This window comes from Phycicoccus flavus (assembly GCF_004025965.2).
Lineage (GTDB): Bacteria > Actinomycetota > Actinomycetes > Actinomycetales > Dermatophilaceae > Phycicoccus > Phycicoccus flavus.
The window spans coordinates 16,591-29,342 of record NZ_SAYU02000053.1 but is presented as its reverse complement, the minus strand read 5'-3'; the positions used below and the strand labels follow the sequence as shown (position 1 = coordinate 29,342).

At 75.8% G+C, this 12,752-nt stretch carries 15 protein-coding genes; 4 read left to right on the top strand and 11 right to left on the bottom strand.

The features are described from left to right. Nucleotides 1-188 (bottom strand): hypothetical protein (locus EPD83_RS20425; protein WP_205859549.1); only part of this gene is annotated, 188 nt, incomplete at its 3' end. Nucleotides 189-431: 243 nt separating this feature from the next. On the opposite strand from EPD83_RS20425, the gene EPD83_RS14665 reads away from it, so the two are divergent. Further along, entirely contained in the window at nucleotides 432-1,544 is a 1,113-nt protein-coding gene (locus tag EPD83_RS14665) for an aminotransferase class V-fold PLP-dependent enzyme (protein WP_164896665.1), read from the top strand. Nucleotides 1,545-1,582: 38 nt separating this feature from the next. Here the strand turns inward: EPD83_RS14665 and EPD83_RS14660 are convergent, their stop codons facing one another. Continuing rightward, nucleotides 1,583-1,966: a VOC family protein gene (locus EPD83_RS14660; protein ID WP_128367977.1), complete on the bottom strand. Its 384-nt coding sequence runs from the start codon at nucleotides 1,964-1,966 to the stop codon at nucleotides 1,583-1,585. Further along, a complete protein-coding gene (locus EPD83_RS14655; RefSeq protein WP_128367978.1) occupies nucleotides 1,966-2,424 on the bottom strand; it encodes a hypothetical protein in 459 nt (152 codons plus the stop codon). Before EPD83_RS14655 ends, EPD83_RS14660 begins: the two co-directional genes overlap by 1 nt. 75 nt (nucleotides 2,425-2,499) lie before the next feature. On the opposite strand from EPD83_RS14655, the gene EPD83_RS14650 reads away from it, so the two are divergent. Continuing rightward, nucleotides 2,500-3,525 carry an endonuclease/exonuclease/phosphatase family protein gene (locus EPD83_RS14650; RefSeq protein WP_128367933.1) on the top strand — a complete coding sequence of 342 codons (1,026 nt, stop codon included), beginning with the start codon at nucleotides 2,500-2,502 and terminating at the stop codon, nucleotides 3,523-3,525. Between the two features lie 33 nt (nucleotides 3,526-3,558). On the opposite strand, the gene EPD83_RS14645 is transcribed toward EPD83_RS14650, so the two are convergent. The 5 genes from EPD83_RS14645 to EPD83_RS14625 form a co-directional block, all read right to left on the bottom strand. Then, nucleotides 3,559-4,080 carry a glycine cleavage system protein R gene (locus EPD83_RS14645; protein WP_128367934.1) on the bottom strand — a complete coding sequence of 174 codons (522 nt, stop codon included), beginning with the start codon at nucleotides 4,078-4,080 and terminating at the stop codon, nucleotides 3,559-3,561. Nucleotides 4,081-4,154: 74 nt separating this feature from the next. After that, nucleotides 4,155-4,865: an HAD family hydrolase gene (locus EPD83_RS14640; protein WP_128367935.1), complete on the bottom strand. Its 711-nt coding sequence runs from the start codon at nucleotides 4,863-4,865 to the stop codon at nucleotides 4,155-4,157. Between the two features lie 171 nt (nucleotides 4,866-5,036). Then, a complete protein-coding gene (locus EPD83_RS14635) occupies nucleotides 5,037-5,774 on the bottom strand; it encodes a class I SAM-dependent methyltransferase (RefSeq protein WP_165566768.1) in 738 nt (245 codons plus the stop codon). A gap of 88 nt (nucleotides 5,775-5,862) precedes the next feature. After that, a complete protein-coding gene (locus EPD83_RS14630) occupies nucleotides 5,863-7,143 on the bottom strand; it encodes an MFS transporter (RefSeq protein ID WP_128367102.1) in 1,281 nt (426 codons plus the stop codon). A gap of 97 nt (nucleotides 7,144-7,240) precedes the next feature. After that, nucleotides 7,241-7,825: an LOG family protein gene (locus EPD83_RS14625; protein ID WP_235950627.1), complete on the bottom strand. Its 585-nt coding sequence runs from the start codon at nucleotides 7,823-7,825 to the stop codon at nucleotides 7,241-7,243. A gap of 55 nt (nucleotides 7,826-7,880) precedes the next feature. On the opposite strand from EPD83_RS14625, the gene EPD83_RS14620 reads away from it, so the two are divergent. Continuing rightward, the gene (locus tag EPD83_RS14620; protein WP_165566767.1) at nucleotides 7,881-8,915 is read left to right on the top strand and encodes a YncE family protein; all 1,035 of its coding nucleotides are present in this window, start codon (nucleotides 7,881-7,883) and stop codon (nucleotides 8,913-8,915) included. A 98-nt stretch (nucleotides 8,916-9,013) separates the two neighbouring features. Beyond that, nucleotides 9,014-9,568 (top strand): dihydrofolate reductase, encoded by a 555-nt coding sequence (locus tag EPD83_RS14615; protein ID WP_165566766.1) that lies wholly within the window; start codon nucleotides 9,014-9,016, stop codon nucleotides 9,566-9,568. Between the two features lie 6 nt (nucleotides 9,569-9,574). Here the strand turns inward: EPD83_RS14615 and EPD83_RS14610 are convergent, their stop codons facing one another. From EPD83_RS14610 to EPD83_RS14600, 3 genes are all read right to left on the bottom strand, one after another. Next, nucleotides 9,575-10,351, bottom strand: coding sequence for a class I SAM-dependent methyltransferase (locus EPD83_RS14610; RefSeq protein ID WP_165566765.1), 777 nt, complete (start codon nucleotides 10,349-10,351; stop codon nucleotides 9,575-9,577). A gap of 37 nt (nucleotides 10,352-10,388) precedes the next feature. Next, nucleotides 10,389-11,762 carry a replicative DNA helicase gene (gene dnaB / locus EPD83_RS14605; protein ID WP_165566764.1) on the bottom strand — a complete coding sequence of 458 codons (1,374 nt, stop codon included), beginning with the start codon at nucleotides 11,760-11,762 and terminating at the stop codon, nucleotides 10,389-10,391. A gap of 599 nt (nucleotides 11,763-12,361) precedes the next feature. Next, nucleotides 12,362-12,637 carry a DUF2277 domain-containing protein gene (locus EPD83_RS14600; protein ID WP_128366952.1) on the bottom strand — a complete coding sequence of 92 codons (276 nt, stop codon included), beginning with the start codon at nucleotides 12,635-12,637 and terminating at the stop codon, nucleotides 12,362-12,364. Between the last annotated feature and the right edge of the window lie 115 nt (nucleotides 12,638-12,752).

The following is a 12,752-nucleotide window of genomic DNA, read 5'->3' as shown; positions in this document are numbered from 1 at the left end:
CGCCGTCGCCGGCGGTCGACCTCGCGGCGGGCGTCGCGGCGGTGCGCCCGGGTGCCGGCCGCCGGGTCCGGACCGGGGCGCGCGGGCGCCGGCGCGCCCGCGCCGCGGTGGGTCCGGCGTCCTCGCGGGGTCTCGGTGGCGGCCCGGCGCTCGGCGCGGGTCGGGGGGCGCTCCTGGGTCTCCTGCATGCGTCGATTTTTCCGGGGTGCGGAATGTCCCCGCGGGTGGTCGCCTCTCGGTTCGTCCGTTCGGCGGAGCACGACCGGACGGCCGGCCATGACGAGGGCGGTCCGCCGGCCAGACACCGCGCGCCCCCGCCGGAGGTCACGGACGCGGCCGCCCGGGGCGGGCCCGGACCCGGACGTGACGAGTTCCTTGCCCCCGCGTCGCCCGGCGCGCGGAACGGCCCGGGGGCCGGGCAGGATGGCGGTATGGACCGACGCGACGAGTACCCGCTCGTGCCGGGCAAGACCTTCCTCAACCACGGCTCGTTCGGCGCCACGCCCCTCCCCGTGCTGCGGGCGGCCCGTGCCCTGCGGGTCGAGGCCGAGTCGGACTACCCGGCCTTCTACCACGAGCGGGTCTTCCCGACGCTGGAGTCCTCGCGCCGGGCCGTGTGCGCCCACCTCGGCATCCCCGAGGGCCGCGGGGTCTACGTCCGCAACGCGACGACGGCGATGCAGACCGTCGTCGACCACCTGGCGCTGCGGCCCGGCGACCGGGTCGTGACGACGACCCGCGAGTACGAGGCCACCGTCGTGCTCATGGGTGTCCTCGCCGAGCGAGGGGTGGAGGTCGAGGTCGTCGACGGCCGCCCGGCCGGCCTCGTCGCGCGGCTGGTCGACGCGTGCGACGCCCGCACCCGGGCCGTCGTCGTCAGCCACGTCACCTCGCCCTGGTCGTCGGTCAACGACGTCGACGCGCTGTCGCAGGCCCTGGCCGACCGGGACGTCGCCGTCGTCGTCGACGGCGCGCACACGGCCGGCCAGGTGCCGCTGCCGGCGCTGCGCCCCGGTGTCTTCGTCTGCCTCACCCTGCACAAGTGGCTGCACCTGCCCAAGGGCACCGGTTTCCTCGTCGTGCCGCCGGACCACGTCGAGCACGTGCGGCCGGTCGTCACCAGCTGGTACTCCCGCGGCGGGGACCTGCCGCGCCGCTTCTCGTGGGCCGGCACCGACGACGTCGTCGGGCACCTCGTCGGGGCGGAGGCGGTCGCCTACCAGCGCGGGCTGCTGGCCGACGGGCTGCGGGAGCACTGGCGCACCGTCGGGGGCCTCGCCGAGGACCTGCTCCTCGCGGTGCCCGGCGTGCAGCCCCTCGCGACCGGACCGCGCTCCCCGGCGATGGTGGCCGTCGCGCTGCCGGACGTCGACCCCGACCCGCTGCTGCGCGCGCTGCACGAGCACGGCGTCGACCTGTGGTGCGGCGAGACCGACGAGGGTCCGGTGCTGCGGCTATCGGTCGCGCCCTACGTCACCGCCGACGACGTCGAGCGCGGCGTCGGGGTGCTGCGCACCGTGCTGCGGCGGGCCGTCGCCGCCTGAGGCGCCCGCGCCCCGGACGGGAGGTTCCGGGCGGCCGGTCAGCCGACCCGCTGGACGACCTGGATCGGGTGGCCCTCCGGGTCGCGCGACCAGGCGATCCGCAGCGTGTCCAGGAACGGGTGCGGCTCGGCGAGCTCGACGGCGCCGGCCTCCAGCAGGCGGGAGTGCCCCGCCTCGACGTCGTCGCACCACAGGACCACCGCGGCCCGGTCGGGCTCGCGGTTGGTGGGGAAGCCGTGGTCCTCGCTGCTCGCGTCGTGGCCGGCCAGCCCGATCCGGGCTCCGTCCAGGACCAGGTCGACGTGCCGGGCCGGGCCCTCGGCCGGGGAGCGGAACGCCTCCTCGAAGCCGACCCGCCGGTAGAAGTCGGCGGTGCGGTCGACGTCGTCGCAGAACAGCACGACCTGGGGGTTGGAGAACATCAGGGACCTCCGGGGTCTTCGTCGGGGCGGGGTTCGGGGGTGGCCAGGCCGTCCAACAGGCGCGAGGGCCCGAGCACGTCGGCGCCGGCGGCCCGGGCGCGGGCGGCGAGCCCGCGGTCGGCGGTGACAACACGGGTGCGGCGGCCGCGCCGGGCGGCGCTCGCGGCCTCACTGCGGATCGCGTCGTCCCCCGCGGCGGGCGCGTGGACGGTCCGGACGCGGCCCACGGTGCCCTCGGGCACCCCGTCGCGGGAGCGCCCCTCGAGGACGAGGACGACGTCGGCGCCGAGGTCGGTCGCCACGAGCCGCTCGTGCAGGCGGGCCGCGGCTCCGGCCCGGTCGCGCCACCACCCGTCGGGCCGTGAGCCGACGACGTTCGCCGCGTCGACGACGAGCACGTCGGCGTCGTCGCGGCGCACCGGACCGGCGCCACGGGCGTCGGCGGGCTCGCTGGTCATGCCCCCCATCCGACCACGAAGTCGGCGCGTAGCACGACCTGGCGCGGGCCGGACCCGCCCGGCAGGATGGGCCGGGTGGACCGGACGACGCTCTCCCTCGCGACGTTCAACCTGCTGAACCTCAACCTCCCCGGTCTGCCGATCTACTCCGACACCGACGGGTGGACGCAGGAGCAGTACGACGCCAAGGTCCGCTGGACCGCAGCCGTCCTGGCCCGGCTGGACGCCGACGTCGTGGGCCTCGAGGAGCTGTGGCACGCCGACGCCCTCCACGCCGTGCTCGGCGCCGCCGGGCTCACCGACACCTACGACGTCCTCGCCACCCCGGCCGACGGGACGCGCATCGTGTGCGCGGCCCTCGTGCGACGCGGGCTGCTCGTGGACGGCAGCGCCGAGTGGGTGCAGCACTTCCCCCCGGAGCTCGTCCTGCGCTCCAGCGGGGAGGACCGGCAGACGCCGGAGATCGACGTGCGCATCGACGGCTTCTCGCGGCCGGTGCTGCGCTTCGAGATCGCCCCGCGCGACGACGGGCCCGCCGTCCTCGTCCACGTCTGCCACCTGAAGTCCAAGGCGCCCGCCCCGGTCTACCGCGAGGACTGGTACCGCGCCGACCCCGACACGTACTCGCGGCACCGGACCGCGCTGGGGTCGGCGGTCTCGACCGTGCGGCGCACCGCCGAGGCCACGGCGCTGCGGATGATGCTCACCGACGTCATGAAGGGCACCCGGACCCCGGTCGTCGTCCTCGGCGACCTCAACGACGGCCAGCACTCCAACACCCTGAACATCGTCACCGAGCAGCCGCGCTACCTCGTCGGCATCTCGACCGGCGGGTCCGACGTCGCCCTCTACACCGCGCAGACGCTGCAGGAGTACCGGGACACCCGCGACGTCTACTACACCCACGTTCACGAGGACCTGCGCGAGTCACTGGACCACGTGCTCGTCTCCGAGGAGTTCTACGACCACGGCCGGCGGCGGGTGTGGCTCTTCGACGGGCTCGCCATCGTCAACGACCACCTCGACGACGCCGACCACAAGGCCACCGGGACCAGCGACCACGGCGTCGTCGTCGTCCGCTTCCGCTACCGCCCCGCCTGAGCACCGTCGCCCGGCGCACGCCGCGCCGGGCCCTCAGAGCTCTTCGAAGGCGAGGTCGACGAGGACCTCGTCGGCGATCTCCTCCAGGGCGGCGCGCAGGTCGGCGGTGTCGGCGCCGGCCGGGACGGTGACGACGGCGCGCGCCTCGAACAGCCGGCCGCCGGCCATCGGGGCCTCACGGGTGTCGGTCTCGAGCTCGGCGACGCCGAGGCCGTGCGCCGCGAGCACCCCGGAGACCGCCTGGACGATCCCGGGCCGGTCGTTGCCGACGATCTCGACGACGACCGCGCGGGTGTCGGCCGCGGGCGGCTCGTCGGCGGCGACCTCGCCGCGCACCTCCACCTCGAGCATCCCGCGCAGCGGCGTCAGGGCGTCCTGCAGCGCCGAGGCCCGGTCCGGTGGGACGGCGACGACGACGATGCCGGCGAACTTGCCGGCCACCTCGGCCAGCTGGCTGGTCTCCCAGTTGCCGTCGTGCTCGGCGACGACGTCTGCGAGGGCCTTGACCAGGCCGCTGCGGTCGTCGCCGATGACGGTGAGCACGAGGCGGATCACGGGCCGATGGTACCGACGCCCGTCCCGTCCGTCTCCCCCCGGCCGGGCGGGCTCCGGGCCGGGGCGGTGGGGCGTCAGCGGGCCGCGAGCGCGGAGTCCTCGAAGCGGGCCAGCAGGTCGGCGGGGTCGGCGTACGTCGCGACGCAGCCGGCCTCGGTCAGCTCGGCGGCGCTCGTGCCCCCGCACTCGACGCCCAGGCAGGGCATGCCCGCCGAGACCGCGGCCCGGGCGTCCCACACGGCGTCGCCGACGAAGACCGCGTCCTCGGCGCGCACCCCGATCCGGTCCAGCGCGACGTCGAGGATGTCGGTGTCCGGCTTGCTGTGCTCGGCGTCGTCGTTCGTCGTCGCCTCGTCCACCCAGTCGTCGGCGTCCAGCGCCCGGCGCAGGGCGGCCAGGTCGCGGGTGCCGGCCGAGGTCGACAGGACGACGACGAGCCCGGCGTCGTGGCAGCGACGCACGAGGTCCCGGGCGCCCGGCAGCGGCACGAACCGCTCGTGCCAGGCCGCGACCAGGGCCGCGTGGGAGGCGACGACGGCGTCGTCGATGCTCTCGTCGTGCTCGCCGAGCAGGTGCCCGACCATCCGGTCCGCTCCCAGGCCGATGGCGCGGTGGATGCGGGCCATCGGCACCCGGTGGCCGTGCTCGCGCAGCGCCTGCCACCAGCAGGTCGTGTGCGCGAAGGCGGTGTCGACGAGGGTGCCGTCGACGTCGAGCAGGACGGCGCGGGGCCGGCGGCCGCCGGACGGGGACGGGGCGTCCGAGGACGAGGGTGGCGAAGACATGGTCCTCCTGGGTCGGGGGGCGTCTGCGGCCTCTACCCCGCCGGCGCCCCTCCTACCCCTGCCCACTCCTCCGGGCCGCGCACGTGGGTGACGATGTCCGCCCGGGCGACGGTGTCCACCCACGTCCGCGCGATCGGGCGGTGGGGCGGGGGCGCGGGGGTGCGGCGCGGGTCAGGACCCGGTGGGTCGGCGCCACACGGACACGTGGGCCTCGCTGTCGGCGGTGAAGGGGGCGCCGTGCCAGTCGGCGGTGCGGCGCTCGAGGTCGAGACCGGCGAGCCGGGCCATGAGGTCGAGCTCGGAGGGCCAGACGTAGCGGAAATGGTGGCGCCCGTAGCGGAACGACCCGTCGGGCCGGCGGGTGTAGTGGTGCGAGACGGCGTCCTGGGTGACGACGTCGTAGGTGTCGAAGCCCAGGTGCGCCTCGCCCACGTCGAACGGGACGGCGGCCTGGCCGGGCGGCAGCCGCCGCAGGGCCGGCACGCCGACCTCGACGACGAAGCGGCCACCGGGGGCCAGGTGCCGGGCGGCGTTGGCGAAGCACGCGACCTGCTCGTCCTGGGTGCGCAGGTTCCCGATCGTGTTGTAGACGAGGTAGACCAGAGCGAACTCGCCCGGGACCACCGTGCTCGCCATGTCGCCCACGACCACCGGCAGGTCGGGCGCCTTCTCGTGCAGGCGGTCGGTCATGGGCTGCGAGAGCTCGATGCCGTGCACCTCGACGCCGCGGGCGGAGAGGGGGATCGCGACCCGGCCGGTCCCGACGGCGAGCTCGAGCGCCCGGCCGTCGCCGGCGAGGTCGGCCAGCACGTCGAGCACCGGGTCCAGGGCCTCGGGGGTCGCGAGGTCGGCGGTCGCGTCGTCGTAGCGGGCCGCGGCGTCGGCGTCCCACAGGTCGCTGCTCGTCATGCCGTCCACCCTGACCCGGGGGGCCGCCCCGGGTCCTGCGCGCCCCTCCCCCGAACGTGTGTGAACACGCCGGATTCTCCCGGCGTGTTCACACACGTTCGGGGGAGGTCGAGGGGGAGCGCAGGTGACGGCGCATCAGCGTCGTCGAGACGAGGACGACGACGAGGACGACGGCGGCGAAGGCGACGAGGACGTCGGGGGCGGGGAACCAGGTGAGGGCGACCCCGGTGGCGATGACCGGCACGGTGATGCCGGCGTACGCGGCGAGGAACATCCCCGCCAGCGTCTCGCCGCGACGACCCTCCGACGCCACCGCGCCCGCCGTCGCCAGGCCGACGGTGAAGAGCAGCCCCAGCCCGGCGCCGCAGGCTAGGCCGGCGACGACGAAGACCGGCAGGCTCGTGAGCAGCGCCGCCGCGGCGACGAGCAGCAGCCCGGCGGTCATGAGCACCGTGCCCATCCGCAGCCGGGCGGCCGGGCTGCGCCGGCCGAGCAGGGCCTGGACCAGCGCCGACGCGCCGATGACGCCGAAGACCACCGCGCCGGTGACGAGCCGCGAGCGCACCCCGAGCGTGCCGCCGACGAAGCTCGCGGTGAGCGAGGTGAACAGCCCGAGGACGCAGAACGCGGCAGCGGCGGCGACGGCCGCGGCGGCGAAGCGCGGCCGGGCGGCGGGCTCGACGGCGACCTTCTGCGGCCGGTAGCGCGGGCGCGGACCGTCGTGGTGCACCGTCTCGGGCACCGTGAGCAGCCCGAGGAACGCGGCGACGAGCACGACCACCCACACGGCGTAGGGCACCTCCAGCGGGTGCGGGAGCCACTCGGTGAGCAGCCCGGCGGCGAGCGAGCCCAGCGCGAGTCCCCCGGTGTTCACCGACCCGGCGACGACGGGGGCGACGCCCGGGTCGGCGTCGGGGCGACCCACGGCGTGCAGCTCGGCGAGGTGGGCGGTGGCCGTCGCTGTCACGGCCCCGATCCCCACGCCGCAGACGAACCGCGCGACCAGGAGGCTCGCGGTGTCGTGGAGGGCGAGGAACATCACCGCGCTCACGAGCTCGACGGCCGTCGCGGCGAGCAGCACCGGGCGCCGTCCGAGGACGTCGCTGACGTGCCCGACGAGGTACAGCCCGGCCATGACCCCGAACCCGTAGGCCGCGAAGATCACCGTGATGACGACGGTGGGGAACCCGTCGAGGCGCTGGTAGGCCGGGTAGAGCGGGGTCGGCAGGGTCGCGAAGGCCATGAGGACGAGGAAGGCGGCGGCGACCACCCCGAACCCCCGACGATGGGCCCGGGCGGTGCCCTCCTCGCTCGCGTCGCCGGCGGGGACCGTGGGCGTGGTGGCCGGTCGGCCGGCGGAGGACGTCATCCCCCCACTCTGCGCCTCCGCCCGCCGGCGAGGGCCTGTCCGGTGCGGCCGGTCCACCCGCCGGACCGGAGGGCCGGCCGGGTTGGTCGGGCCGGGCTCAGGTCCCCGGTCGCAGCCCGCCGTCGTCGCCGGGCGCGAGCCGGGACTCCAGACCGGCGAGCGCGGCCTCGAGGGTGTCGGCGACGACGAGGTCGTCGAGCGTCGCGCGGGTGAGGAAGCCGGCCGCGACGAGTCCGTCCATCGCGTCCAGCAGGGGCGTCCAGAAGCCGCCGGCGTCGAGGAAGCCGACGGGCTTGTCGTGGAAGCCGATGGCGCGCCAGGTCCAGACCTCGAAGACCTCCTCGAGCGTGCCGAGGCCGCCGGGCAGGGCGAGGAAGGCGTCGGCGCGCTGCGCCATGAGGGCCTTGCGCTCGTGCATGGAGTCGACGACGTGCACCTCGGTGAGGTCGTCGCGGCCCCACTCGCGGGTGACCATCTCGCGCGGGATGACCCCGACGACCTCGCCGCCGGCCGCGAGGGCACCGCCCGCGACGTCGTCCATGAGCCCGCGCCCGCCGCCGCCGTAGACGAGGCGGATACCGCGCCGGGCCAGCCCGTCGCCGACCTCGCGGGCCAGCCGGCGCAGCGCCGGGTCGGTCCCCGGGCTGGAGCCGAGGAAGACGGCGAGGCTGGTCAGCGGCACTGGGCCAGGATGCCAGCCGGGACCGGTCACCGGGTCGCCTGGCAGACTCGACGGAGTGACCCTCCCCCGCCCATCGCGTCCCGGCCGTCGTGCCGCGGTCGCCGGGGCCCTGGCCGGGCTCGGGCTCGCCGCCTGCTCCGGTGGTGGACCGGGGGGCTCCGGGGCGTCGTCCGCCCCGCCGGAGCGCACCGGCGCCGAGCCGGCCGACGCCCCGACGCCGTCCGTCGAGCCCGCGGGCCGGGTGGCCGACGTCGGGTACGCCCCCGAGGGGCTGGTCCGCGACCCCGCCACCGGTCTGCTCGCGCTCGGGGTGCGGCGCCCGGACCGGCTGCTCGTGCTCGACCCGCGCACGCTGGCGGTCCGCCGCAGCGTGCCCGTCCCCGGCTCGGTGCGCCACCTGGGCCTGGCCACCGGCGGCGGCACGGTGCTCGTCCCCAACGAGGGCGACGACACGCTGCTCGAGGTCGACGTGCGCACGGGCGCCACCCGCTCGACGGCGGTCGGGCACGTGCCGCACGACGCCGCGGGCGCGGCGGACGGCGACCTGCTCGTCGCGGACGAGTTCAGCGGGTCGCTGAGCGTCGTGCGCGAGGGCCGGGTCGTGCACACCTTCGACGACCTCGCCCAGCCCGGCGGCGTCGTCGCGGTCGGCCGGTTCGCCGTCGTCGTCGACGTGCGCGACTGGACCCTCACGAGCTACGACCTCGACACGCTGCGGCGGGTGGCGCGGGTGCCGGCCGGGGACGGGCCGACGCACGCCGTGCTCGCCGCGCCCGGACGGGTGGCCGTCGCCGACACCCGGGGCGGGCGCCTCCTCGTCTTCGACGTCGACCCGCTGCGGCAGGTGGCCGCGCTCGACCTCGGGGACAGCCCCTACGGCCTGGCGGCCGACCCGGACGCGGCGACGGTGTGGGTGACCCGGACGGCGGCGAACGAGGTCGTCGGGGTCGACGTCGGCGGCGACACCCCGCGGGTCCTCGACCGGTACCCGACGGTGCGCCAGCCGAACACCGTCGCGGTGGCGCCGGGGTCGCGGGTGCTGTGGGTGGCGAGCCGCACCGACGGCGTGCTGCAGCGGATCGCCCGCTGACGGCCGCGCGCCGACGCGGTGTCGGCGCGCCGGTGGGAGTGCCCGCACGGCGGTCCGGAGACCCGGCGGAGCCACGGCGACGTGGCATCCTCGGGCGCATGCCCGATGCGAGCGGTCCCGGCGGCGACGCCCCCCGTGTCCACCTCGTCGGAGCCGTGGCCCACGACCGCGTCGCGGGCCGCAGTGGCGACGGGATGCCGTGGCGCGCGCCGGAGGACCTGCGCCGATTCCGCCGGCTCACCGACGGCCACACCGTCGTCATGGGGTCCGCGACGTGGGCCACCCTCGGCCGGCCGCTGCCGCGCCGCCGCAACGTCGTCCTGTCCCGGCACCCGGGTGAGGACGCGCCGCCGGACGAGGCGGGCACCGGCCTGCGCTGGGCGACCTCGCTGGAAGACGCCCTGGCCGACGAGGACGGCGAGGTCTTCGTCATCGGCGGTGCCCGGCCGTGGGCGTCCGCCCTGGACCGGGCGAGCCTGGTGCACCTCACCGAGCTCGACCTCGAGATCGACGGCGACGTGCTCTTCCCCGTGCTCGACCCCGCCGACTGGGTCGAGCACGAGGTGGAGGAGACGACGATCGAGGTCGACGGCGCCCCGACCGGCTGCCGCTTCGTCACCTACGCCCGCCGCGGGGGCCGCCCGGCGGAGTGAGCCGGGTCAGCCGTCGCCGCGCAGGTGGCCGGTGACGAGCGTGGCGTCGAGGGCCAGGGTCAGCAGGCCGTCGTCGTCGGCGAGCGGCTCGAGCACGGCCAGGACGGCGGCGTCGAACGCGGCGTTCTCGGTAGCGTCCATGAGCCCGCGGGCCAGGCTGGACGTCGAGCGCAGCGCCTCCAGGTGGGCGGCCGGCGACTGGCGGAAGGGCACCGGGTCGGTGGTGTGCCGCCCGGCCTCGGTCCAGTGGCCGGCCGCGGTGAGGGCTCGTCCGGCGTCGTAGGTCGGGTCGTGGTCGACCGAGCGCGAGTGCCGCGCGATGACCGGGCGCAGCGCGTCGAGGCCGGGGTGCCGCGCGGTGCGGGTGACCAGCACGAGCGGCGCGCCGGGCGTGAGCACCCGGGCCAGCCGGGGCACCAGGACGGCGTGGTCGAACCAGTGCATCGCGTCGCCCGCGACGGCGAGACCGAACGGCCCCCGGGCGGAGAGCTCCTCGACCGGCTCGGTGTGCCAGCGCAGCCGGGGGTGGTCCCCGCCGGGCGCCGTCCTTCCGGCCTCGACCATCACCGCGGCCCGCTCGACGGCGTCGACCTCGAGCCCGGCGACGGCCAGCGGCCGGGCCAGTGAGCCCTCCCCGGCCCCGAGGTCGAGCACCCGCCCACCGCCGGCCACCTCGACCAGCCGGGTGACCACCGCGTCCGGGTAGGGCGGCCGCGCGGCGTAGGCGGCGGCGACGTCACCCAGGAGGAAGGTGTCCGCCAGCAGGCGGTCGGGCGCGGGCATCGGACCCTCCGTCCTGACCGTCGCTACCGGTCGTCGCTCAGAAGCCGCTCTCGCGGGCCATGTTGTTGAAGCGGGAGTAGTGGCCCTGGAAGGCGAGGACGATGTCCTTGGTCGGGCCGTTGCGGTGCTTGGCGACGATGACGTCGGCCTCGCCCTCGCGCTCGACGTCGCCGCGGTCGCGGTGCAGCAGGATGACGACGTCGGCGTCCTGCTCGATCGAGCCCGACTCGCGCAGGTCGGACATCTGCGGCCGCTTGTCGGTGCGCTGCTCGGGGCCACGGTTCAGCTGGCTGATGGCGATGACCGGGACCTCGATCTCCTTCGCCAGCAGCTTCAGGGCCCGGGAGAACTCCGCGACCTCCTGCTGCCGCGACTCGACCTTCTTGCCGGACGTCATGAGCTGCAGGTAGTCGATGACGACGAGCTTGAGGTCGTGCTGCTGCTTGAGGCGCCGGCACTTCGCCCGGATCTCCATGAGCGACATGTTCGGGCTGTCGTCGATGAACAGCGGCGCGTCCGAGATCTTGCCCATGATCCGGGCGAGCTTCGTCCACTGGTCCTGGCTCTTCAGGCCGCGGCGCAGGTCCTGGAGCTGGATGGTCGCCTCGGCGGACAGGATGCGCATCGTGATCTCGGTGCGGCTCATCTCGAGGGAGAACACCGCCGCCGCCAGGTTGTGCTTGATCGCGGCCGCCCGGACGATGTCGATCCCCAGCGTGGACTTGCCCACGGCCGGTCTCGCCGCGACGACGATCATCTGGCCCGGGTGCAGGCCGTGGGTGAGCTCGTCGAGCTCGATGAAGCCGGTGGGGACGCCGATGAGGTCGTCGGTGCGCCCGGACGCGGCCTCGATCTCCTCCATCGTCTCGTTGAGGAGCTCGCCGAGGACGTGGTAATCCTCGCCGCCGCGCTGCTCGGCCACGCCGTAAACCTCGGCCTGGGCCCGGTTGACGATGTCGGCGATGTCGCCCTCGCCCTGGGCGTACCCCATCTGGACGATCCGGGTGCCCGCCTCGACGAGCCGCCGGAGCACCGCCCGCTCGTGGACGATCTCGGCGTAGTAGCCGGCGTTCGCCGCGGTGGGGACCGACTGGATCAGCTGGTGCAGGTACGCCTGGCCGCCGACCCGGGCCAGGTCGCCGCGCTTGGAGAGCTCGTCGGCGACGGTGATGGCGTCGGCGGGCTCGCCGCGCCCGAAGAGGTCGAGGACGGCGTCGAAGATGGCCTCGTGCGCCGGCCGGTAGAAGTCGTGGGCCTTGCACTCCTCGAGGCAGTCGGCGATGGCGTCCTTGTCCAGGAGCATCGAGCCGAGCACCGACTGCTCCGCGTGCAGGTCCTGCGGGGGGACGCGCTCGTCGCTCGGCCGGTCCGAGGACCCCTGGAACGACGGGCTCAGCTCCGCGATCGACACTGCGACGTCCTCCCTCCCGGCCGCGAGGCCTCCGGTGTGCGCGGACCCGCCCGGGCCGACGGGGTCAGCCAACCACCCGATACCGACACCCGGTCGATGGTGCGGCGCCCGGGACCGGGTCCGCCGAGTCACCGTAGGTCCGGGCCACCGGCCGCTCCAAGCCCGGACCCGGGCCATCGTCGGACCAGGTGTGGACAGGGTGTGGACAACCTGGGGAAAACGCCCGGTGACGTTGTGCACCGTCGGTGGGTAACCCTGTGGACATCGGTGTGACCCACGCCATGACGGGCCGCTGACCTGCGACGACGCCGTCCACGCCATGTGCATGCGAGAAAGTTTCGGGCGTGTCGGTGTCCACAGGGCGGCGCGGCGGCGTGTCGGCCGAACGGCGGGAGGCCGGGGCGCCCGACGTCCGGTGGGCACCCGGCCGACACGTCCTCGACACCTGCGACGCGGACGTCACGCCGATCACCTGCGACGATGCCCGGGAGGCGGCGACCCCGACCGGTCGGACAGGTGGTCGGAGCACCCCCGCGCCCCCAGGGCCGGCGCGCCTCGTCGTCCGGTGCCACCGCCTCCGGACCGGCGTGCGGGACGGGTCAGCCGGCGCGGCCGTAGCGCTCGGCGGCGCGGGCCTTCGCCTTGGCCGCCTCGACCTCGCGGTCCTTCGGCGGCGCCGCCGTGACGAGCGAGTCCAGCAGCCGCTGCGTCGCCTGCGCGACCTCCTCGACGGCCTGCGCGAACGACTCCTCGTTGGCCTGCGACGGACGGGTGGACCCGCTGACCTTGCGGACGTACTGCAGCGCGGCGGCGCGCACCTCGTCGCTCGTCGCGGGCGGCTCGAAGTTGTGGAGCTGGCGGATGTTGCGGCACATGCGCTCCACGGTAGGACCGTCCGCGGCCCGTGGCACCCGGTCGCGCCGCACCGCGGACCCGCCACCGGGACCACCGCCTCGCGCGGCGGGGTGTCCGACGCCGCCGTCCCCGCCC